Source organism: Paracoccus ravus (assembly GCF_004522175.1).
Lineage (GTDB): Bacteria > Pseudomonadota > Alphaproteobacteria > Rhodobacterales > Rhodobacteraceae > Paracoccus > Paracoccus ravus.
In genome coordinates this window covers 15884-36821 of sequence record NZ_SDEB01000020.1, presented here as the reverse complement: position 1 = coordinate 36821, position 20938 = coordinate 15884, and the positions used below count along the sequence as shown (strand labels likewise).

Genomic DNA, 20938 nt, shown 5'->3' with positions numbered 1-20938 from the left:
TTTGACAGCCTGCCCCTGCGCAGCGCAGTCTTGCAACAGATCCGGCGACTCGTCCGGATGGTCGCATCATCGGGGAGGTAACGATGCGCACTGTAATTCTGACCGCTGTCCTTGCGACGGTGGGGTTTTCATCTGCATCGCTTGCACAGGACATGACCGTTGGCGTGTCCTGGTCGAATTTTCAGGAAGAACGCTGGAAGACCGACGAAAAGGCCATCAAGGACGCGCTGGAGGCCGCAGGGGCGAAATATGTCTCGGCCGATGCGCAATCCTCTTCGGCCAAGCAGCTTTCGGATATCGAGGCGCTGATTGCGCAGGGCGTCAATGCGCTGATCGTGCTGGGTCAGGATACCGAGGCCGTGGTTCCCGCCGTGCAGGCAGCCGCGGACGAAGGCATCCCGGTCGTCGCCTATGACCGCCTGATCGAAGACCCCCGCGCCTTTTACCTGACCTTCGACAATGTCGAGGTGGGCCGGATGCAGGCCGCCGAGGTGCTGAAGGCCGCGCCCAAGGGCAATTACGTCATGATCAAGGGCTCGCCCACCGATCCGAATGCCGATTTCCTGCGCGGTGGCCAGCAGGAGGTGCTGCAGAAGGCGATCGATGCGGGCGAGATCACGATCGTCGGCGAGGCCTATACCGATGGCTGGCTGCCCGCCAATGCCCAGAAGAACATGGAGCAGATCCTGACCCAGAACGACAATAAGGTCGATGCGGTCGTGGCCTCGAATGACGGCACCGCAGGCGGGGCCGTGGCCGCGCTGACGGCGCAGGGGATGCAGGGGATCCCGGTCTCGGGACAGGATGCCGATCACGCCGCGCTGAACCGCGTCGCGCTGGGAACGCAGACGGTCTCGGTCTGGAAGGATTCGCGCGAACTCGGCAAGAACGCGGCGGAAATCGCCCTGGCGCTGGCTGGTGGCAAGGCTGCGGCCGAGATCCCCAATGCCATGAAGTTCAAGACTCCCGGCGGCAAGGACATGGACGCGATCCTGCTGACGCCCGTGCCAATCACCAAGGAAAACCTCTCGACCGTGGTCGATGCCGGATGGATCACCAAGGACGCCCTCTGCCAGGGTGTCCAGAACGGCCCCGCGCCCTGCAACTGACGGGAACAGGCGACGGCGCATCCCGTGCCGTCGCCGCCTAAGGATATGAGTGATTTTTCCCCCGCCGCCTCGCGGACCCGCCGGAACTGGCTGGAGAAACTGGAAATCGACCTGCGATTGCTGGGTATGATCGGGGCCTTTGCCCTGGTCTGCCTGTGCTTCTCGGTCGTCACGGATGGCCGGTTCCTGTCAGCCCGCAATATCTTCAACCTGACGATCCAGACGGTGTCGGTCGCGATCATGGCGACGGGCATGGTCTTTGTCATCGTCTGCCGTCATATCGACCTGTCGGTCGGCGCGATCCTCGCTCTGGCTTCGGCGGTCATGGGGGTGATGCAGGCGCGCTGGCTGCCCAATGCGCTCGGGCTGGGACTGGGGCATCCGCTGATCGCGCCGGTGACGATGATCTCGGGTCTGGTCACGGGCACGGCGATCGGGGCGCTGAATGGCTGGCTCGTCGGCTATCAGCGCATCCCCGCCTTCATCGTCACACTGGGTGGGCTGCTGATCTGGCGCTATGTCGGCTGGTATCTGACCGCGGGACAGACCATCGCGCCGCTGAACCAGACCTTCCTGCTTTTTGGCGGGGCCGAGGGCACTTTGGGGGTCGGGGCCAGCTGGGTCGCGGGCGGGCTCGCCGCCGCCGCCGCCCTTTGGGTGATCTGGTCCGGCCGCCGTCGCAAGCAGGCGCATGATTTCCCTGTCCGACCGGTCTGGGCCGAGACGGTGGTGATGACGCTGGCGGTCACGCTTATCATGGGCTTCGTCGCCATTCTCAATTCCTATGAGCTGCCCCAGGCCAAACTGCGCCGGATCTTCGAGGCGCGCGGCGAAATCATGCCCGAGGGTTACACGCAGGGCTATGGCCTGCCCATCTCAGTCCTGATCCTGATCCTGGTCGCCGTTGCCATGACGGTGATCGCGGGGCGGACACGCTTTGGGCGCTATATCTTCGCGACAGGGGGGAACCCGGATGCCGCCGAGCTTTCCGGCATCAATACCCGGCTGCTGACCGTCAAGATCTTTGCCCTCATGGGGTTTCTTTGCGGCCTCTCCGCAATCATCGCGCAGGCCCGTCTGCAATCCCACCCCAATGACATCGGCACATTGGACGAGTTGCGGGTGATCGCCGCCGCAGTGATCGGCGGCACCGCCTTGTCGGGCGGCATCGGCACGATCCACGGCGCGATCCTTGGGGCCTTGATCATGCAGAGCCTGCAATCGGGCATGGCCATGGTCGGGGCCGACGCGCCCTTGCAGAATATCGTGGTGGGTGTGGTTCTGGTGCTGGCCGTCTGGATCGACATCCAATATCGCAAAAGGCTGGGCATGAGATGACGCCACTTGTTGAAATGCGCGACATCTCGGTCTCGTTCGGGGGCATCAAGGCGGTGGACCATGTCTCGGTCGATCTCTATCCCGGCGAGGTCGTGGGCCTTCTGGGCCATAACGGGGCCGGAAAATCCACGCTGATCAAATGCCTTTCCGGTGCCTATCGCCCGGATGCGGGCGAGATCCATATCGACGGCAAAAAGGCCGAGATCCACAATACCCGCGACGCCCGCGCCTATAACATCGAGACGATTTATCAGACGCTCGCATTGGCAGACAATCTGGACGCGGCCTCGAACCTCTTTCTGGGCCGCGAGCTTGTCACCCCCACCGGCCTTCTGGACGAGGCCCGGATGGAGGCCGAGACGCGCCGGATCATGGCGAGGCTCAATCCCAATTTCCGCAAGTTCTCGGAACCGGTGATGGCGCTGTCAGGAGGACAGAGGCAATCGGTCGCGATCGCACGCGCGGTCTATTTCAATGCCCGCATCCTAATCATGGATGAGCCGACCGCCGCGCTTGGACCGCAGGAAACCCAGATGGTGGCCGAACTGATTGACGAATTGAAACGCCAGGGCCTGGGGATTTTTCTGATCGAGCATGACATCCATGCGGTGATGAAACTCTGCGACCGCGCGGTGGTGATGAAGAACGGGCAGCGCGTCGGCACGGTGCGCGTCGATGAGGTCACCGATGACGATATCCTTGGCATGATCATCATGGGGCGCAAACCGGAAACGGCTGTCTGACAAATGGCGCAGGGCCCGCTCCCCATCATCCGGGTGCGGTGCTGCGCCGGACCACGCGTAGCTTTCCGCTGGGACCGCCGCCGCAGAAGAACCGCTCCGCCCCGTCCGATTCGAGCCCCGAGACGCCGATGCCCTCGGGCAGTTCGATCGTGTCGATCACCCCTCCCGACGCTGGATCGACATGGCGCAATTCGCTGCGATCCTCTTCCCATGTGCCGTGCCACAATTCGCCATCGACCCAACTGATGCCGGTGACAAAGCGGTCCGAGGCGATGCGGCGCAGGATCGCTCCGGTTTCGGGGTTGATCTGCACGATGGCCCGGTCCTTGTATTGACCGACCCATAAACTGCCCTCGGCCCAGGCCAGTCCCGAAGCATCGCCGCCGGCCGGTGCCGGGATTGTGGCCAGAATCTTGCCCGTTGCGGGATCGAGTTTTCGGATATGCTCTCCCGCGATCTGAAACAGATGCGTGCCATCAAAGGCCGTCCCGGCATCTGCGGCAAGATCTACCGCGCGCCCCAGCACGCCCGTATCGGGGTCGAGCGCCTGCAACTGCGTGCCCGTGGCCAGCCAGACTTGCGCGCCGTCATAGCTTACACCATGCACGGCCTTTATCCCCGGAAAGGGGCCATATTCGCGGATGATCTCGGCCTCGTGCTTCATCTGTCCAACCTACCCCTCCGGCAATGCCAGCGAGAGTAACATGCCTGTCGGGAAACCCGGCACGCCTTTGATGATCCAGCGCCGCGCGCGACCATGGCCGAACCATTCGACCTTTTCCGCCCGGTACAGCGCCTCGAGCCCGCGTTGCACCGTGCGCGGGCTGACCCCCAAGGCGAGGGCAAGGCCCGAACTGCTCCAGGCCTCTCCATCCGCGAGAAGGGCGAGCATCTGCCCCTGCGGGCCCTCGACCAGCGGGGCCAGAATGGTCGGTGGGCCGCCGTGCGGCTGCAAGATGAAACCGCCGGACGTCGCCGAGACCTCTGCAAAAGGAGCGATCAGCTTTCGCAGCCGCGCGATTTCGACCCGCAGACGCGCGCGATGCGATTCATCCGCCTGCCGCGCGCGAAAGACCCGAGCCAGAAGATCCTGACGCGCGACATCATCCGGCCAGGCCTCGGCCAGACAGCGCGCTAGGCCGAACAGCACGGGGCGCGCGGCCAGAGACACGACCTGCCCCGATTGGCGCAAACGGTTTCGGAACGCGTCCAGAATGAACAGGTCCGACGCGATCAGGGCCTCGATTTCCGCAAGCCGCATCAGGCGCTGGCCGCTCTTTTCGATCCGTCGGGCGAACGGCTGCTGAATGGCCCGCTCGGCAAGCAGGACCTCCATCTCAAGCGCCGGAACCGCCCCTGTCGCCGGGGCGTTTCGCGCATGCCGCACCGCCTCGAGGGCGGGTTGGCTCTGGATGCGCCGCATCGCGATTCCGGCCCGGACAAGCCAGTAGCCCGGCAGCGACAGCGCGGGCATATCGCCAAGGTCGATCGCGGCCAAGGCATCCTCGGCGGCATCGACCTCGCCCATCAACAAGGCAAGTCGCGCCTGCAGGCAAGACGCATGGGCCGCATTGGCGCGATCGCCACATGCCGTCAGGACCCGTTTCGCTGCCGCCAGACTCGCGGGCAATCCGGTCAGATGACGCGTCACCAGCGCGATCTCGGCACCGGCGAGATTGCAGCGGGCGACCGCGAGCGGCTCTGCCGGCCCAAAGCCCCGCGATGCCCCGCGCAACAGATCGCGGGCCCGGTCCAGATCGCCCAGCCGGGCCATGGCGATGCCGCGCAGCGCCAGCGCGGCGGGATCGGAACGAAGGGCGACACGCTTCAGCGCCCCGAGCGCAGCGCCCGTGGCCAAAGCGCGCGAAGCGGCAGCAATCACCTCCTCCATCGAAATCGCGCCATGCTTGTCACTCCCGGTCCGGCCCGGACCCGTTCTAGATCTGGGACATCGAAAGACCATCGGACAGGAGCGGCCCCATGGCAACGCAGTTACAGGTCTCGGAATGGCTGTCGCGTGCGGCGGCGCCGGTCTGCCTGGGGATGGCGTGGGTGGCGGCGGGGGGCCACGGGACTATATGCGTCTCGACCCCCGGTCCCTGGCCCCTGAACGACATGGCCACGATGTATCTGCTGATGAGCGTCTTTCATCTGCCAGCCTGGCTGCGGCCATGGCGCGGCAAGACCATCACGCCTATCCCCCTGAAAAAGGAGAAATGCCAATGACCCCCACCATCGTCCCACGCGAGGCATGGCTTGACGCGCGCAAGGCATTGCTGGCCCGCGAACGCGCCATGACCCACCAGCTTGACGAATTGCGGGCCGAGCGACGCAAAATGCCCTGGGTCCGCGTCGAAGAGGATTATGTCTTTGACGGTCCTTCGGGAGAGCGCAGCCTTTCCGACCTCTTCGAGAACCGCAGTCAATTGGCCGTCTATCATTTCATGCTGACGCCCGGCTCGGATCATGTCTGCGAGGGCTGTTCGTTCATCGCCGATCACATCGATTCGGCGCGACAGCATTTCGAGCAGGCCGACCTGTCCTTTGCCGCGATCTCGAGGGTACCCGTCGCAACAATCGAGGCCGTCAAGCGCCGCATGGGATGGAGCTTTCCCTGGCTTTCCTCGGCGCGGAACAGTTTCAATTTCGACTTTGCCGTGTCCTTCACGCCCGAAGACCGCGCCACGGGTCGCGCGATCTACAATTACGGCACCGTCATCCGGAACAGTTCCGACATGTTCGGAACGAGCATCTTTGCCAAGTCCGAGGACGGTGCGGTCTATCACACCTATTCCACCTATCACCGGGGCAATGAATTGCAGATCGGCGCATTCAACTGGCTCGATCTTACCCCCAAGGGCCGGAACGAAAGCGGGACGATGAGCTGGGTGCGGCTCCATGATGAATATTGAGCCCTAGGGCAAGCGCAGGGGTCAGGGTTGTGAACGCCTTGGCCCTTGACCTTGCGCCATTTCGCCGCAACCACTGTCGTTCCACAGATCAGGCGACGATGGCGCGGATAATGTCACAGAAATTCCCCCCCCTTTCCGCGCAACTGGCGGATGCTTTCCGCCTGCATCGCGACCGCATCGCGCTCAGGGATCGCGACCTGCACTTGAGCTATGGCGAGTTGGCCGCCTATATTTCCGCCTGCCGGGATATGCTTGAACCGGAAAAGGCCGTCGCGATCTATGGCGCGCCGGGGACGCTCTTCGGGGCGGCCGCGACCGCCTGCGTGGTGCTTGGCTGCCCTTTCGTGCATCTTGATCCCGCCATGCCTAACCCGGTTCTGGCCAATATCGTCGAAGAACTGGGGATCGGCCTGATCGTGACGGCGCAACCTACCCGCGCCGGGCAGTTGCCGCAGCATTGTCGCGTCGTCGATGCCGCCAGCTTCCTTGCCGGTCCTGCCTGCCCGAATCTCGAACCGGGTCGCGTCGCCCCCGAACATCCGATCTATCTCGTCGCGACTTCGGGCACGACGGGACGGCCGAAATGCATTCCGGTGACTCATGACGCGGCCTCACTGTCCTATGAATGGCGCGACGCCTATACGCCCTACGCCCCCGGGATGAGGGTCGGGGTCTATATCTTTGCGATCTGGGAAATGTTCCGTCCTCTGCGCAATGGGGCCGAGGTCTGTTTCCCGGTGCTCGAGGACCTTCTCTCGCCGCAGGCTCTGGCCGGTTTCATCACCGAGCACGACCTGCATGAGATGCTCTTTACGCCCTCGTTCTTCGAGAAGATGCTGCAAGGTCTGGATCATCAGCGCGCCGCGGCTCTACCCTTGCGCCGCATCATCCTGAACGGAGAGGTGGTCAGCGACCGCCTCGCAGCCGAGGCCCGCGCCAAGCTGCCCGAGGCGGCGCTGTGGAACCTCTACAGCATCTGCGAAACGCATGACATCTGCATGTCCCGATTGGCCGGTCCGTCGCGCCGCGCCGAGGGGGTCAGCGTCGGCAAGGCCATGCCGCATCTGCGGGCAGTGGTGCTCGACGATCACGATCGCCCCTGCCCGCCCGGCACGCCCGGGCTGCTGCATTTCGAGGGGCCCCGCATGCTGGGACCGGGCTATGTCAACCGGCCCGAGGAAACCGCGCGCCGCTTCCGCGAGGTCGTCATCGACGGCCAGAGCGCGCGGCTTTACGACACCGGCGACCGGGGTCTTGTGGAAGCGGACGGCGAGATCATCGTCATGGGCCGCATGGCCCATATGCTGAAGCTGCGCGGCTATAGCATCCAGACCCGCGAACTGACCGAAACCATGGCAGAGTTCCTCGGTTTTTCCCACGCCATTCCTTGGGTCCGGCAGGATGGCGATCAGGACCAGATGCTGGTCTTTTACTACACCGCCGATTCCGACCAATCTGCAGCCAATCTGACCCAATGGCACATTCCGGGCGGCCAGTGCCGTATCCCCGAGCCGTTGGCACGCAGGCTGCGCGCGGTCCTGCCCGCCTATTGCGTGCCGAGCTATCTTGTCCAGCTTGACGAGATCCCGATCCACGCGGTCTCGGGCAAATGCAATTACGCCGCCCTGCCCGAGATCCTTGCGCCCAGCCGCCAAGATGACCACTCGCACCTGCCTGCGAGCTTACGCCATGCCGCCCGGATCCTGTGCTGCGAGCCCTCCGAGATTGATCCCGGCCGATCCTTTTCCGAACTGGGCGGCGATTCCCTGATGTGCGTCGATCTGATCGTGTCGCTCGAGCGCGAATACCGGACCCGCGTCGATTTCGACCGGGCGCTGAACCTGCCGCTGATGCGGCTTCACGAACTTCTGGCGGAGGCAAATCTCGGCGGCACGACCGAGACATTCGACCGCAGGGGGATCTTCCTGACCGGAGCGACCGGATTTCTGGGCAGACATGTGCTGGCCGAAGCGCTCCGGCGCCTGCCCGGTGATCAGGTGGTCTATTGCCTCGTGCGCCCCGGCCTGCAAGAGGCCCGCGCCCGGCTCGAGGCCGCCGCGCATGGGTTGCCGCGTGATCGCGTCATTCTGGTCGAAGGCGCGCTCGACCAACCGGATTTCGGGCTTGCCCCCCGCGACTATGCCGCTCTTTGCGCCCGGATCGGTCAGGTGATCCATTGCGCGGCGACGGTGAACCTGGCTTTGGGGCGCAGTCAGATGGAAGCATGGTCGCTGGCCGAGACCCAGACCATTCTCAAACTCTGTCGCGATTCTGGCGCGGATCTTCGCTTTTCCTCCTCCAGCGCGGTCTTTCCCGGGCAGGGTGGCCCCCATCCCGAGCGACCGGCCAATATTTCCGGCGATGGCTCGGGCTATGGCGCGGCCAAGGCCGTGGCCGAGGCGCAGATTGCGGCATCGTGCATCGCCGCGCTGATCCTGCGCCTGCCATCGCTTTACGATCTTGACGCACCGAACCCCAGGGATCTCTACGAGAACGTCCTGACGGCCTGTCGCGAGATGCGCGCCCTGCCTCAAGGGTTGAGTTTCCCGATGACTGATGTTCGCGCCGCGGCGGCACTTCTGGTCGCTGCCCGCCCGGCGGCTGGGACGCGCTTCTGCAACCTCGTCGCGCCGCCTTTCACGCCGCAATGCGAGGGGTACGAGGTGCTACCGATCGAGGAATGGCTGCATCGCGCGCCGCTGACCGAGGGGATACGCAAGCTGATCGCGGCCGATCACCGGATGCTATGCGCGACGGCCCATTTCGACAATGCCGCCGCCCGGAACCATTGGGAACAGGCCGGATTGGGAGATTTTGCTGCGATCAGCACCCCCGAGCGGCTGATCGCGGCGCGGCTCGGCTACCACAGAGAGCCCGCATTGACCTGAACATCCTCCATGGTGATCGCGCGGGCGGCATCACTGACCAGAAAGGCGGCCAGCTCGGCGATCTCTTCGGGCTGGACCAGCTTGCCTTGCGGGTTCGACGCTTCGTATTTCGCGACCACCTCGGCGCGCGGCGCGCCCGCCGCGACCTCGTCATCGATGAATTTCCTGAGCATCTCGGTCTCGACCCAGGTGGGGCTTATGCTGGTGCAGGTGATGCCATGCGCCGCCCCTTCGAGGCTGACGCAGCGCCCGAGCCCCAGAAGCCCGGCCTTGGAGGCGCAATAGGCCGCATTCGCGGCCATGCCCTGATGGGCGGCGACCGAAGCGATATTGACGATGCGGCCCCAGCCCTGCGCCTTCATCAGCGGCATGACCTCGCGGATCATCTTGAACGTGCCGGTCAGGTTGGTGTCGAGCGTCTCGTTCCAGATCCGGTCGGAATGGCCAATCACCTCTGCCTCTTCATAGACGCCCGCCGCATTGACGAGAATATCGACGCGCCCACGCTGTGCGATGACAGATTGCACGAAACGGCTGCAGCTTTCCGTATCACGCACATCCAATCGGCCAAACGCGACGCTGTCGCCGAATTCCGCCTCGAACGCGGCGCGCCGTGCAGAGTCATCGGCGCTGCGCGCACCGACATGCACCAGCATCCCGCCCTGGGCGAGCCGTCGCGCGATCGCCCGCCCGATCCCGGACAGGCCCCCGGTCACCACGGCGACCCTTGGTCGATCATTGATTGGCATCTTGCGCCCCCCGCATCTCGTTTGCGCCCTGCTCTACAGGCTCGGGGCGGCGGGCGAAACCAAAAGCAGTCTTCAGCCGCGATCCCGCAATTCTCGCGACAGGGTCGCGCCATCACCCTGCCCCCTCGCCCGCAAGGCAAGCCGGCCACGATGCAAGGCGTCGCGGATTTGCCGCGCGGCTCGTGCCCGCGGCGACCGGGCCCATATCACCAAATCGGCATAGTCGCGGCTTTCCGTCGCAAAAGGCGCATAGGCGGCGGCCCCGGAATAAAAATCCACGCGCCCCGAAAACCCCTCATCGATCAGCCCCGCGATGGCATGGCGCAACAGCAGGAAACCGAGCGAATATTTTCTGTAATCCTCATCGTAAAAGGCCTTGAGCGCAACGGCCTGCGCGCCATCTCGAAGCCAGATCATGCCCGCCACCATCCTGCCACGGTCCCGCACCGAGACCATCCAGGCCCGCCCGCCATCACCGAAATCGGTCTGGGTTGCGAGGCGGTAAAAGCGCTCGATCCTGGGCGTGGCGGAAAGCAATTCTCCGCGCTGCGCCTTCCAGCTTGCCCGCTCGGCCGCAAGATATTCGGACAGGCCGCTGCAAGCATCCTCGGCACCGAATTCGGCATCACATTGCTTCAAAAAGGCGCGCTGCAATTGCGCTTTTCGGCCAAAGGTCGATGGCGAGCGGCTGGCGAGGTAGGTTTGCGGCTCTTTTCCAAGCCTAGCCAGCCATCGCGGGGATTGACATTCGCATGCGACGCTTAGCCCAAGTTCTGCTCCGGCAGCGACGAAATCGTCACGCCATTCCGCAGACAGCCCCTGAAGATGCAGCATCTCCCATCCCGGGCGCGCGGCAAGGGCGGAAAGAAGCGAGAAGGCCCCGTCCGTGCCGGGACGTCCGGCCAAAGCGCGCTGGCTGTGGCCATTGGTGAAACTGCGCAGCACCCTTGCGCCCATACGACGCTCGCGGGTCAGGGCCAATGCCGCTTCATCGCCGACCACCAGCAGGTCGTCCTCTTGCCCAAAGGATTGGTGCCACAGTTCCGCCCATTTCGCGCAGGTCGTGAGATCCCCATCCCGATCCAACAGGCGGCGCAGCCCTGCATCGCGCATGGCATGCGAAAAAGAGGTGATCCCGGCGCTCATCCGTCCTGCCCCCGCAGCCGCGCCAAAAGCGCCAATGCGCCCCCATAAATCCCCGGACGCATGACGACCAGATGAAGATCGTCGCGGCTTTGATCGGCATAGGGGCGGGGCCATTCCGCGGTCGTATTGAAGTCGATGCGAGAAGCGCCATTGCGCCAGGCCCAATCGATCAACTCATGCAGCACCAGCCTGCCATGACCGGCCTTTCCGCTGCTGGGCCGGTGCAGGGTGATCATCGTCGTCAGGCAGCCCGCCCCGAAAAATCCCAGACAGGCGGCATGAAGTCCGTCATCGCCGCGCGCCACCGACATCACGGGCCGCAAGCGCGGATCGCGGGCCAGCGTCTCGAAAAATTCGCGCTGTTGCCCCTGATACGGCACCGAGAGCGCCTGTCCCCTTGCCTCTGCGACCAGCCTGCCGCCAGCCTTCCAGCTTGCCGCGCCAAGGGCCGCAAAGGCCGGCATCAGGTCGCTCGCCGCATGGCCGTCCAGCACGTCGAAGCGAATGCCGCTGCTTTCGGCCTCGGACGAGGCCCGGCGAATATTCTGGCGAAATTTCTTTGACTGGGTCGCGACGATTTCCGCGATGGGCCTCGGTTTTTCCCGCATCAGATAGGCACGATCCGTACGGCCGCGGAAAGCGGGACAGCCGGCATGGCGGAAGGAAGCTGCGGCAAGCTCGAATTCCCCCGCCTCGATGGGAAAGATCCCGATATCCCAGCCCCGCAGCCTGCGCAGCCGCAGCGTAAGGGGAGGCCAGAAGATTTCCTTGGCCAGGTCGCCCCGGCATCCGGCCATCCGCAGATTCCCACATTCCAGGCCGAGAACCGGGCTAAGCTGGCGCAAGGGAATAACGCGCGACCGTTTTTCGGTCAGAAACGCGGCATCGCCCGACAGGTAATCATAACGCGGAACCAGTCCGGGATGTCTGAGATGGCGCGAGATCATCAATGGCTGCACCGCCCGCAGCGTTCCGGCCCCATCACGCAACCGGGCGGCAAAGATCCGGGCGCGGTCATCGAAATGCGCGGCGAATGCCTGCGAAAAAGCCGGATGCCCCAACAGGGGGTAGTTCGGCTCGGCCTTGGCCAATTCCTCCCATTCGGGATCGGGCCACAAGGGGGAAAGCTCAGCCGTGATCGCGGTCGGGATCATGGGCGGCCCTTGTGGATTCCGGGGGCAGGTCCTCGACCCGGCGCGCCAATCTTTCAAGCGCGCGGCCAAAGGCGTTTTGACGCAAAACGATCATCACGCCAAAGGGTTCGCAAAGATCGGTATAGGCCCGCAGCCAGCCATCGGTCGAATTCATGTCCAGTTTACGGATGCCGTTTTCCTCGCACCAGAGCAGCGCCTCGTGCATCAACGCATGTCCGGGCGAGAAGGCTTGCGCCGCCGGATCGAAAAAGGTGAGCCCCCCGGTCAGCCATCCATCGCATTCGAACCACAAGGCAATGCCGCGACATGCCTTTTGCTGAAAGAGCACAAAGATCCGCGGCGCGATTCCGCGCTGGCCGGCCAGTGCCCGCAGAAAGGCGATCTGGGTCTCGGTCAAGGGCACGCGGACCGGCGGCCTGCGCTCAGCCTCGCGGTTCTTCCAACTCACCGCCGCCATCTCGCGAAGATGGCCCAGTCCCGCCTCCAGCCGATCGGGCCCGAAATACTCGACCCGTATCCCCGCCGCAGCATTGGAGCGGAGCATGCGGCCAAGATTTTTCCTTGTGTTATGGGACATTCGAGCGAAAAGCTGATTCCAGCCCGGATAGTCCGAATATCCAAGATAGTGTCTTCCGGTCTGCCGGAAAATCGCCGTGAGCCCCGCCTCTTGCCAGGCCTGCGCGACCTCATGTGCCATGCCCTGCGGGACGGGGATCTGCGCATAGTCCCAACCCGGCAGGGCTTTGAGGGCGGCTCCGATCCGGCAGAGCGCCTGAACCGGCTCCGCGTCCAGAAGCCGTGCCGAGCCGCGCTGATTTCCCGCTTCGAGCGAAGTGGCCGGCGCGAGCATGCGCAAGGGAAGGACACGTTTGCGGGCCTCGCGGACGAATTCCGCATCCGCCGGAATGGTCAGAAAACGCTGACCAAGCTCCAGCGGGGCGCGCATCCGCACCCGCACCGCCGGATAGGTGAATCCGGCACCGGTCAGCACAGCATATCGCAGATTTGCTGCGAAACTCTGCCGCCAGGCTTCGACGAAGCCGGGATGTCCATGCAGGGCCGAGAAAGGCCAGGGCTTGGCGGCGACAAGGGCGTGGCGCGGCGGATCCTTGTGCCGGAACCCGACCGGCATCTCATCGGCGCGGCTCATTGACTAACCCGAAGCCAGCGCGTCGAGATGGTGGAAAATGGCCTCGGTCGTCGCTGCCTGAGCGACGGGATACATCATGTAGCGATCTCCGTGAAAGGCGTAACGCGCGATATAGATGCCCTCGTTTTCGAGCCTTTCGAAAAGCTCTTCGGCATTTTGCGGTCGGTGGGCGAGGACAAAGGGAGTTTCCGCCGGCAGGGGGGCAAGGCCACGCTGCTCAAGCCCCTGAAACACCGTCTTGCGCTCATTGATGAAACGGGCATGAAGCGCGGCATAATATGCCCGATCGGCCAGCGCCGCGGCAGCGGCCGCCGCCGAGGGCGAGGACAGCGAAAAGATATTCTCGGTATTGCGGACAAGCTGCGCCAGATCCGGGGCGGCATAGGCATAGCCCACCCGCGCACCGGCAAGGCCGTAGAATTTCGAGAATGTCCGTAGCCCGATGATCGCGTTTCGGCGTAATTTCACGGCGGCGACCGTATCGAAAATGCCAGACGCGGCCGCGTATTCGATATAGGCCTCGTCGATGATCACCGGCAACCGCGGTGGCAGCGCATCGAGAAACTCATCCATTTCCGCCTGCAAAAGCGGCGTCCCCTCGGGATTCGCAGGGTTGATCAGATAGACCAGCCGCGTCTGCGGCGTGATCCGGTCCAGAATGGCACGCAGATTCTGCGACGGGGGCGATTGGGCATCCCCCAGGTGAAAGCGGGCGCGCGCCTGGGTCACACCGGCACGCCGGCAGACAAGGTTGAATCCGAACCAGCCGGGGTCATGCGAGACCACCTGCTCGCCCGGTTTTGCAAATAGCGACACGAGGCGCGCCAGCACCTCCCAAGACCCCGGCCCAAAGGCGAACGAGGCCTCGGGCAAGCCATGCAGATGCGCGAGCATTCCCGTCAGTTCCGAAAGGCGCTCATCGGGGTAATGGCTCAGCGGCGCTGCCTGAAGCGACCGGTCGATCGCCTGCAGGGCCTCAGGACTGGGGCCCCACGGATTTTCGGCCCGGTCATGGATCGAGAAGCGCAGCGGATCGCGCGCCGTCGCTTGGCCTTGATGCAGGAAGGGCGGATAGGCGATCGGGACAAGAAGCGATTTCGGACCAGCCAGCAGCGTCTCGGCCTCGGGCGCGGCGAGATATCGCCACGAGGCGACGACCCGCCCCTGCACCTCGGCCGCGGGGGCGGTCGCAACATGCAGAAAGGCCGGAACGACGACCGGGGCGGGCGGCAGCAGGGCGTTCGAGGCCCAGTCATGCGCGGCCTTCCGCTCGGTCTGGACGGAATGCAGCGACAATGTCACGACCGTGATGCCATGCCCGTCGCCGTCCGCGGCCATGGCCCGGGTCAGGCTTTCCAGCCCGGATTTCGAACTGTTATAGGCCGCCATTCCCGCGCCGGGCATCTCGGTGGCAAGAGACGAGACATTGATGATGCGCAAGGGGCGGTTCTGCGCGACTGCCAGCCGCGCCGCCGCCCGCGCCATCAGGAATGCGCCGGACAGGTTGATATCAATTGCCTCGCGGAACGCGCGCGGATCGGCCTCCCAGAAAGGCTTGCCCCAGGGTCCGCCCACGCCGGCATTGTTGACGAGAATATCGACCCCGCCGAGCCGGGCATCGATCTCGGCCAAGGCACGCTCGGCGGCTTCCGGATCCGAGGCATCTCCCACCACGACCTGCACGACCGCGCCCTGCGCGATCAGGCGCTGCTTCGCGTGCTCCAAGGGCGCCAGGTTGCGCCCCATCAGCGCGACCCTGGCCCCCGCCTCGGCCAGCGCCCCGGCCAGGACCAGGCCGACCCCCTGCCCCGCACCGGTCACCAGCACCACCTTGCCCGCAAGCTCGCCTTCATTCGCGACGTAAGGCAGATTGCGAATCGTCGTCTCGATCGAATCCGGGGTCGTGAAATGCGCCCTGACGCGCCGTGCGACAAGTGTCGCTTTGGCGGCAAACGTCTTGAGGCGGTGTGTCCGTGAAAGGTCGACTCTCTGCATCATCCACCGTCCGACATGCAGGGTAAGCGAGAGATTCAAGCTGTCAGCCAAGACTTGCTCAAATGCATCGAAGAAACAATAATAATCGCCATGACCTGCCGGATCCTTCCCCCGGGAGGACCGAACATCCCGGCAGCGCGGGCAGGTCGTCATGGCTCACCATCCCATCTACTCCCCCCCGGCAGACGGTCCCGGCACCCCCCTCGCAGGCGTTGTTGATGCACGCATTGGTTGAACAACTGCGCCGTTCCGCCACAGCCCAGGTCGCGCTGGGAAATGCCGCGGGGGCCGGATTGGGGCTGCTGCTTCTGCTCGTGCTGTCGCGCAGCCTTGGCGTGACCGGTTACGGCCAGATCGCGCCCGTGCTGACGATGATCGATCTTGGACAATTGCTGATCGATACGCTTCTGGCGGCAGGCGTCGTGACGGTCGCATCGCGCCGAATGACGCTGCAAGATGCGGATGACGCGCTATATACCGGATTGTTGCTCAGACTGGCGGGCGGATTGATCTATGCGGCGATCCTTGTGCTGGCGGCCGAATGGCTGTCGCGCAAGATGCTGCCCGATCTGCCTTTGGCCGTCTGGATGATGCGGTCTGCGGGCATCGCCGGAGGGTTTCTGGCCGTGCAGAGCGCGCTGATTGGAATTTCACAAATTACCAATCGCTTTCATAGCGTTGCGATATCTTCTTCTTACAAGAACCTGTGCCGGCTAGGAGCCGCCCTGCTTTGTCTCGGGCTTGGCGTCAGGGATCCCGCCCTGTTGGGCATTGCGCTGGCCGTCTCGGGCCTTGTCGCACTTGCCGCGACCATGGTCACATGCCGCGGCCGTTTCGGATCCGGCAGGTTTTCGCCGCAGATCGCGCATGAGATGCTTGCGATCAACAAATGGATGGTGCTGGCCTCGGTCTCGATCGTCGCCAGCCGGGTCGACATCATGCTGCTTTCGGCCTTCAGCACGCCCGATCAGGTGGCCTATTACGCGGCATCGCTGCAACTTTGCGTCGCGATCGGCATTCTCAGCCAAGCGATCGTCACGACACAACTGCCGCATGTGTCACGTCTGGAAGAGCGCGACGAAATGCGCCGATATGCCGTGACCTGGGTGAAGCGCGCGCCCTGGTCTCTGCTGGCGGTCGCGGTCTTTCCGTTTGTCAGCCCCTGGCTGCTTTCTGGGTTGATGGGGGGGGACTTCCGGCCAGGGCATCGCGTATTTGACCTGCTTTTCGCCTCGTCCATGCTGACTTTGGTGATGAACCCTTTGTTGCTGACGCTCTTTCCCCTGGGCTCTGCGCGGCTTTTCGGCCTGATCGCATTGCTTCAGGTTCTGGGGAAATGGGCCATCGCCTGGGTGGTGATCCTGCCTTATGGCGCGACAGGCCTGGCCGGGGCGGATGTGCTGACGAAGTTGACGGCGGCAGGAGCCATCCTCTGGTTCGTTTTTCATGCTCTTGGGAAAGGCAGCGCCCCGGCTGACCCTGCGCAGGCGCGCGATTCCTAGACGCGCGTTTCCAATCGAACGACATTCGTGGCCCGCGCCGCCGGGGGCTGCGCCCGAATCGCGGTCAGGGCGGCGAATTCATCCGCGTCCCCGATGATCCCGACCTTTTCGGGCCGGACCAGATTTGCCAAGGTCTCGGACAGCGCACGGCGCTCGCGCAGGCGCTCGTCGAAATAGGCGATGGTCCGGCCGAGACCCTCGACAATATCCACGACCGGCGCCCAGCCCAGTTCGCGCGTGGCCAGCGTTATATCCGGTCGACGCCGCGTGGGATCGTCCTGGGGCAAGGGTCTGCGCTCGATCCGGCTCGCGCTTCCGGTCATGGTGATGATCCGCTCGGCCAGTTCGAGGATGGTCCGCTCCTGGGGATTGCCCAGATTGCAGGGCCGGGCCATGTAGCACGGTGCCTCCATCAGCCGCACCAGCCCATCGACAAGATCCGACACGAAGCAAAAGGACCGCGTCTGACTGCCATCGCCATAGACCGTCAACGCCTCGCCCCGAAGCGCCTGGACGATGAAATTCGAAACCACCCTGCCATCATCCGCCGCCATCCGGGGACCGTAGGTGTTGAAGATGCGCGCCACCCGGATATCCACACCATATTGGCGGGCATAATCATGGCAAAGCGTCTCGGCCGCACGTTTGCCTTCGTCATAGCAGGCACGCGGACCGCTGAGCGACACGCAGCCGCGATAGTCCTCGCGCTGGGGATGCACTTCGGGATCGCCATAGACCTCGGAGGTCGAAGCCTGCAGGACCCGCGCCCCGCTGCGTGCCGCCAATTCCAGGACATTGATCGCCCCGAGCACGTTGGTGCGCATGGTTCGAACCGGGTCGGCCTGATAATGGGCCGGGCTGGCCGGGCAAGCCAGATTGTAGATCCGCTGGATATTGTCGATTCCCGAAAGCGGCAATTCGACATCGCTGGGCCGGAACTCGAATCGAGGATTGTAAAGCAAGTGCCCGATATTACGCAGAGAACCCGTTTGCAGATTGTCCACGCAAATAACCCGGTGGCCATCCTCGAGCAGTCTTTCGCATAGGAAGGACCCAACGAAACCCACGCCACCGGTAACAAGAACTCCAATCATTACGACCCCCCAAACACCGAAACTTTTGGCTGGTAGGCAAGGAAAATCCTGTATTTCCAATGCCTTTAGACGCCCGTCCTGCATCCGGCAGGCGTCGAATCTCTTTTCGGGGCACCCTTCACGGGACTTAACCTGTGCATAATTACCACAGTCGCCGGATTGCCGAAAGTTTTTCCTTGGTGGCCTGTCAGCCTGACCAGCCCGGTGCTTGGGGCGGATCGCGTCCGGGGATCATCCCGGCGGATGGCTATATCCCAGCACGCGTCCCGAGCCATCGACCTCGCAGATATGTCGGCGTGCGCCATCGCGCGTTTCAATCTGCGCGATCCCGCCCTCTTCCGAGAGCCACTTCGCGCTGACCTGTGAAACTGGCCGTGCGACATGGGCCGCGATCACCTGCGCACAGGACGCTTCACGCATCGAGCGCGACGCGCCGGAAGGCATCTCCGGCGCTGCGCAGGCAGCCAGCGATCCCAACAAAACCATGGCGGGGATAGGTCGCATGATGTGTCCTTTTGCAGAAGTTCGGCACAGCCTAGCACGAAACCGCCCGCCAGACATTTCGCCGGAAACGCGCCGGGGCCGTTGCGCCGGGAGATGCGTTTCCCCTTGGGCAAGTGCCAATGCGAAAGGAGAAACCATGGAAACCGCCAAGAACACGATCTGCCTGTGGTATGACAAAGAGGCCGAGGAGGCCGCGCGGTTTTACACGGCGCTGTTTCCCGACAGCCGGGTGACATCCGTGTTTCGCGCCCCCAGCGACTATCCGTCGGGCAAGGCGGGGGATGTGCTGACGGTGTCATTCACCGTCGCAGGGATCCCTTGTCTGGGGTTGAATGGTGGCACCGCCTTTCGCCATAGCGAAGCGTTTTCATTCCAGATCTCGACAGAAAATCAGGCCGAGACCGACCGTTACTGGGATGGGATCATCGCGAATGGCGGCCAGCCCAGTGAATGCGGCTGGTGCAAGGACAAATGGGGGATCTCTTGGCAGATCACGCCGCGCGTCCTGAGCGAGGCGCTCGCCATCGGCGGGGACGAGGCCAAACGGGCCTTTGACGCGATGATGGAAATGTCCAAGATCGACGTCGCCAGAATCGAAGCCGCCCGGCGCGGCTGAGGACGGAAACGGAAGGGATGCGACAGATTGGCTCTCTGCGGTTGTGCGCGATCGCGGGGCACTGTATGCCGCGCGCAAAATGACGGTTGATTGACGGGCATGTGACGAGTGAGCAAGGCGGATGAAAACATCGGGGTCTCCGACGGCCCCCGCAACCAGTGGAAAACCCTCGACAAGGATTTGAAGCGGGTCGTTAGCCTCGAAGAGGCCAGCTTCAGCGTGTCACGCGCTATGGCTGCCCCTGCACTGGGGCTGCTTTTCGTCATCGTCGTGGCGCTTTCGGCCCTGACCCTGATCGGCGCCAGCCAATCCGGCATGCTGATCGTCGGCGCGGCCGTCGTCGCCGCCTATATGGCGCTGAATATCGGCGCCAATGACGTGGCCAACAACATGGGTCCGGCCGTCGGCGCCAAGGCGCTGACCATGGGCTCGGCCCTGATCATCGCCGCGATCTGCGAAACCGCGGGCGCGCTGATCGCAGGCGGGGATGTGGTCTCGACCATCTCGTCAGGGATCGTTTCGCCCGAGGCAGTGGCCGATTCCTCGACCTTTGTCTGGCTGATGCTCTCGGCCCTGATCGCGGCGGCGCTCTGGATCAACCTCGCAACGCTGATCGGCGCGCCAGTTTCGACCACGCATTCGGTGGTCGGAGGCGTGGTCGGCGCGGGTGTGATGGCTGCAGGCTTTGGCGCGGTGAACTGGCCGCAAATGGTCAGCATCGCAGCAAGCTGGGTGATCTCGCCCTTGCTCGGCGGCATCTTCGCGGCCCTGTTCCTGGCATTCATCAAAGCCAAGATCGCCTATGTCGATGACAAAATCGGGGCGGCTAAGCGCTGGGTTCCGGTGTTGATCGGCGTGATGGCGGGAGTGTTCGCGACCTATCTCGCGATGAAGGGCCTGCGCCGCATCCTTCCGATCGATCCGCTGACCGCGCTCTGGGTCGGCGCTGTGATCGGGGTTCTGTGCTGGATCGGCGCGCGCCCGCTGATCGCGCGCCAATCCATCGGCCTCGAGAATCGCAAGAAATCGCTGCGCCCGCTTTTTGCCATGCCGCTGATCATCTCGGCCGCGGCACTGTCCTTTGCCCATGGCGCGAATGACGTCGCCAATGCCGTCGGGCCGCTGGCTGCTGTGGTCCATACCATCCAGCATGGCACGATCGCGGACAAGATCCACATCCCGATCTGGGTGATGGTCATCGGTGCGACCGGAATTTCGCTGGGGCTGATGCTGTTCGGCCCCAAGCTGATCGCATTGGTCGGAGATCAGATCACCAAGCTCAACCCGATGCGGGCCTATTGCGTTGCGCTTTCGGCGGCGATCACGGTCATTTTGGCAAGCTGGCTGGGCCTGCCGGTCAGTTCGACCCATATCGCCGTGGGCGGCATCTTTGGCGTGGGCTTCTTCCGGGAATGGCATGCAGAACGCCGCGCAAAGGTGTTGGGCCTGCAAAAGGGCAAAATCATCCCGCCCGAAGAACGCAGTCGCCGCAAGCTGGTCCGTCGCTCGCATGCGGTGACCGTGGCCGCAGCCTGGGTCATCACTGTGCCGTTTTCTGCCGTGCTCTCGGCCGGCATCTTCCTGGTCCTGTCACAGCTCGCGTCGTGACGGGCCTTTAGTCAGATAGTCTGAGTCCGTCGCGGGCGGGCTCGAAAACCGATCCCGGGCGGCATACCCGCCCGGATCGCAGCAAGGCCGCCGAGCCGCTCAGGCGGCCAGGTATTTCTCGGCGGCCTGGCGGCCCGCCAGCCTTGCGAGCCGGGCGACATCGTGACGGCTCAGACCCAGATCGGCCAACTCGCGGTCGCTGGTCATGTCAAGCTCGTCAAAAGTGCGCCGCTCGACCTGACGTGCGACGAAAAAGGCCTTGATCCGGCGGGCCAGTCCAACTTGCGCAATCTGACCGTGGCCGGCGCGAGCTGCGGGGTTAAGCACTGCTGCATTCATAATTCATCATCCTTTCTGTTTGCGCTATCAGAATGGGTTCTGCGGTGCAGCATGAGTAGCCCCTTTCGCGTCATTGCAGCCATGTCGCCAC

19 protein-coding genes are annotated in these 20938 nt (G+C 63.9%); 9 read left to right on the top strand and 10 right to left on the bottom strand.

All coding sequences use genetic code 11. The features are described 5' to 3' along the window. Positions 1-83: 83 nt before the first annotated feature. From xylF to ESZ60_RS15120, 3 genes are read left to right on the top strand one after another with little or no spacing between them, the layout of a single operon-like run. Positions 84-1109 carry a D-xylose ABC transporter substrate-binding protein gene (gene xylF / locus ESZ60_RS15130; protein ID WP_134681570.1) on the top strand — a complete coding sequence of 342 codons (1026 nt, stop codon included), beginning with the start codon at positions 84-86 and terminating at the stop codon, positions 1107-1109. A gap of 45 nt (positions 1110-1154) precedes the next feature. Continuing rightward, positions 1155-2447, top strand: a complete 1293-nt coding sequence (locus tag ESZ60_RS15125) for a sugar ABC transporter permease (protein ID WP_134681569.1) — start codon at positions 1155-1157, stop codon at positions 2445-2447. Beyond that, the gene (locus tag ESZ60_RS15120; RefSeq protein WP_425331324.1) at positions 2444-3190 is read left to right on the top strand and encodes an ATP-binding cassette domain-containing protein; all 747 of its coding nucleotides are present in this window, start codon (positions 2444-2446) and stop codon (positions 3188-3190) included. The genes ESZ60_RS15125 and ESZ60_RS15120 overlap by 4 nt, the downstream gene beginning before the upstream one ends. Before the next feature lie 25 nt (positions 3191-3215). On the opposite strand, the gene ESZ60_RS15115 is transcribed toward ESZ60_RS15120, so the two are convergent. Continuing rightward, the gene (locus tag ESZ60_RS15115) at positions 3216-3854 is read right to left on the bottom strand and encodes an NHL repeat-containing protein (RefSeq protein WP_134681567.1); all 639 of its coding nucleotides are present in this window, start codon (positions 3852-3854) and stop codon (positions 3216-3218) included. 9 nt (positions 3855-3863) lie between these two features. Further along, positions 3864-5081 carry a helix-turn-helix domain-containing protein gene (locus ESZ60_RS15110; RefSeq protein WP_134681566.1) on the bottom strand — a complete coding sequence of 406 codons (1218 nt, stop codon included), beginning with the start codon at positions 5079-5081 and terminating at the stop codon, positions 3864-3866. An 89-nt stretch (positions 5082-5170) separates the two neighbouring features. Here ESZ60_RS15110 and ESZ60_RS15105 point away from each other — a divergent pair, with 89 nt between their 5' ends. The 3 genes from ESZ60_RS15105 to ESZ60_RS15095 all read left to right on the top strand — a co-directional run bounded on the left by ESZ60_RS15105 (position 5171) and on the right by ESZ60_RS15095 (position 8990). Then, positions 5171-5416 (top strand): hypothetical protein, encoded by a 246-nt coding sequence (locus ESZ60_RS15105; protein WP_209021315.1) that lies wholly within the window; start codon positions 5171-5173, stop codon positions 5414-5416. Next, a complete protein-coding gene (locus ESZ60_RS15100) occupies positions 5413-6102 on the top strand; it encodes a DUF899 domain-containing protein (protein WP_134681565.1) in 690 nt (229 codons plus the stop codon). The genes ESZ60_RS15105 and ESZ60_RS15100 overlap by 4 nt, the downstream gene beginning before the upstream one ends. 110 nt (positions 6103-6212) lie before the next feature. Further along, a complete protein-coding gene (locus ESZ60_RS15095; protein WP_134681564.1) occupies positions 6213-8990 on the top strand; it encodes an AMP-binding protein in 2778 nt (925 codons plus the stop codon). Here ESZ60_RS15095 and ESZ60_RS15090 read toward each other — a convergent pair. The 5 genes from ESZ60_RS15090 to ESZ60_RS15070 form a co-directional block, all read right to left on the bottom strand. Next, on the bottom strand, positions 8963-9739 hold the full coding sequence (locus ESZ60_RS15090; protein ID WP_134681563.1) for an SDR family NAD(P)-dependent oxidoreductase: 777 nt from the start codon (positions 9737-9739) through the stop codon (positions 8963-8965). The genes ESZ60_RS15095 and ESZ60_RS15090 overlap by 28 nt on opposite strands. A gap of 72 nt (positions 9740-9811) precedes the next feature. Continuing rightward, complete coding sequence (locus ESZ60_RS15085; RefSeq protein WP_167620177.1) at positions 9812-10885, bottom strand: GNAT family N-acetyltransferase; 1074 nt, start codon at positions 10883-10885, stop codon at positions 9812-9814. Beyond that, complete coding sequence (locus ESZ60_RS15080) at positions 10882-12039, bottom strand: GNAT family N-acetyltransferase (protein WP_134681561.1); 1158 nt, start codon at positions 12037-12039, stop codon at positions 10882-10884. Before ESZ60_RS15080 ends, ESZ60_RS15085 begins: the two co-directional genes overlap by 4 nt. After that, positions 12014-13189: a GNAT family N-acetyltransferase gene (locus ESZ60_RS15075; protein ID WP_134681560.1), complete on the bottom strand. Its 1176-nt coding sequence runs from the start codon at positions 13187-13189 to the stop codon at positions 12014-12016. Before ESZ60_RS15075 ends, ESZ60_RS15080 begins: the two co-directional genes overlap by 26 nt. A 3-nt stretch (positions 13190-13192) precedes the next feature. Next, the gene (locus ESZ60_RS15070) at positions 13193-15187 is read right to left on the bottom strand and encodes an SDR family NAD(P)-dependent oxidoreductase (protein WP_167620176.1); all 1995 of its coding nucleotides are present in this window, start codon (positions 15185-15187) and stop codon (positions 13193-13195) included. 215 nt (positions 15188-15402) lie between these two features. Between ESZ60_RS15070 and ESZ60_RS15065 the strand changes: the two genes are divergently transcribed. Then, positions 15403-16686, top strand: a complete 1284-nt coding sequence (locus ESZ60_RS15065) for an oligosaccharide flippase family protein (RefSeq protein ID WP_167620175.1) — start codon at positions 15403-15405, stop codon at positions 16684-16686. Here the strand turns inward: ESZ60_RS15065 and ESZ60_RS15060 are convergent. Both ESZ60_RS15060 and ESZ60_RS15055 read right to left on the bottom strand, forming a co-directional pair. Beyond that, on the bottom strand, positions 16683-17780 hold the full coding sequence (locus tag ESZ60_RS15060; protein WP_134681557.1) for a UDP-glucuronic acid decarboxylase family protein: 1098 nt from the start codon (positions 17778-17780) through the stop codon (positions 16683-16685). The genes ESZ60_RS15065 and ESZ60_RS15060 overlap by 4 nt on opposite strands. Positions 17781-18011: 231 nt before the next feature. Next, positions 18012-18284 (bottom strand): hypothetical protein, encoded by a 273-nt coding sequence (locus ESZ60_RS15055; protein ID WP_134681556.1) that lies wholly within the window; start codon positions 18282-18284, stop codon positions 18012-18014. 136 nt (positions 18285-18420) lie between these two features. Between ESZ60_RS15055 and ESZ60_RS15050 the strand changes: the two genes are divergently transcribed. Together ESZ60_RS15050 and ESZ60_RS15045 are read left to right on the top strand one after the other, a co-directional pair. Then, complete coding sequence (locus ESZ60_RS15050; protein WP_134681555.1) at positions 18421-18900, top strand: VOC family protein; 480 nt, start codon at positions 18421-18423, stop codon at positions 18898-18900. A 108-nt stretch (positions 18901-19008) separates the two neighbouring features. After that, positions 19009-20508, top strand: coding sequence for an inorganic phosphate transporter (locus tag ESZ60_RS15045; RefSeq protein ID WP_245155716.1), 1500 nt, complete (start codon positions 19009-19011; stop codon positions 20506-20508). 99 nt (positions 20509-20607) lie between these two features. Here the strand turns inward: ESZ60_RS15045 and ESZ60_RS15040 are convergent, their stop codons facing one another. Next, positions 20608-20847: a YjiS-like domain-containing protein gene (locus tag ESZ60_RS15040; protein ID WP_134681554.1), complete on the bottom strand. Its 240-nt coding sequence runs from the start codon at positions 20845-20847 to the stop codon at positions 20608-20610. Between the last annotated feature and the right edge of the window lie 91 nt (positions 20848-20938).

Coding starts and splice junctions, on each gene's coding strand:
- ESZ60_RS15065 (WP_167620175.1), top strand. CDS start 15,403: ATGCACGCATTGGTTGAACAACTGCGCCGTTCCGCCACAGCCCAGGTC.
- ESZ60_RS15095 (WP_134681564.1), top strand. CDS start 6,213: ATGTCACAGAAATTCCCCCCCCTTTCCGCGCAACTGGCGGATGCTTTC.
- ESZ60_RS15075 (WP_134681560.1), bottom strand. CDS start 13,189: ATGAGCCGCGCCGATGAGATGCCGGTCGGGTTCCGGCACAAGGATCCG.
- ESZ60_RS15050 (WP_134681555.1), top strand. CDS start 18,421: ATGGAAACCGCCAAGAACACGATCTGCCTGTGGTATGACAAAGAGGCC.
- ESZ60_RS15115 (WP_134681567.1), bottom strand. CDS start 3,854: ATGAAGCACGAGGCCGAGATCATCCGCGAATATGGCCCCTTTCCGGGG.
- ESZ60_RS15040 (WP_134681554.1), bottom strand. CDS start 20,847: ATGAATGCAGCAGTGCTTAACCCCGCAGCTCGCGCCGGCCACGGTCAG.
- ESZ60_RS15090 (WP_134681563.1), bottom strand. CDS start 9,739: ATGCCAATCAATGATCGACCAAGGGTCGCCGTGGTGACCGGGGGCCTG.
- ESZ60_RS15070 (WP_167620176.1), bottom strand. CDS start 15,187: ATGATGCAGAGAGTCGACCTTTCACGGACACACCGCCTCAAGACGTTT.
- ESZ60_RS15100 (WP_134681565.1), top strand. CDS start 5,413: ATGACCCCCACCATCGTCCCACGCGAGGCATGGCTTGACGCGCGCAAG.
- ESZ60_RS15055 (WP_134681556.1), bottom strand. CDS start 18,284: ATGCGACCTATCCCCGCCATGGTTTTGTTGGGATCGCTGGCTGCCTGC.
- ESZ60_RS15085 (WP_167620177.1), bottom strand. CDS start 10,885: ATGAGCGCCGGGATCACCTCTTTTTCGCATGCCATGCGCGATGCAGGG.
- ESZ60_RS15110 (WP_134681566.1), bottom strand. CDS start 5,081: ATGGAGGAGGTGATTGCTGCCGCTTCGCGCGCTTTGGCCACGGGCGCT.
- ESZ60_RS15060 (WP_134681557.1), bottom strand. CDS start 17,780: ATGATTGGAGTTCTTGTTACCGGTGGCGTGGGTTTCGTTGGGTCCTTC.
- ESZ60_RS15080 (WP_134681561.1), bottom strand. CDS start 12,039: ATGATCCCGACCGCGATCACGGCTGAGCTTTCCCCCTTGTGGCCCGAT.
- ESZ60_RS15125 (WP_134681569.1), top strand. CDS start 1,155: ATGAGTGATTTTTCCCCCGCCGCCTCGCGGACCCGCCGGAACTGGCTG.
- ESZ60_RS15105 (WP_209021315.1), top strand. CDS start 5,171: ATGGCAACGCAGTTACAGGTCTCGGAATGGCTGTCGCGTGCGGCGGCG.
- ESZ60_RS15120 (WP_425331324.1), top strand. CDS start 2,444: ATGACGCCACTTGTTGAAATGCGCGACATCTCGGTCTCGTTCGGGGGC.
- xylF (WP_134681570.1), top strand. CDS start 84: ATGCGCACTGTAATTCTGACCGCTGTCCTTGCGACGGTGGGGTTTTCA.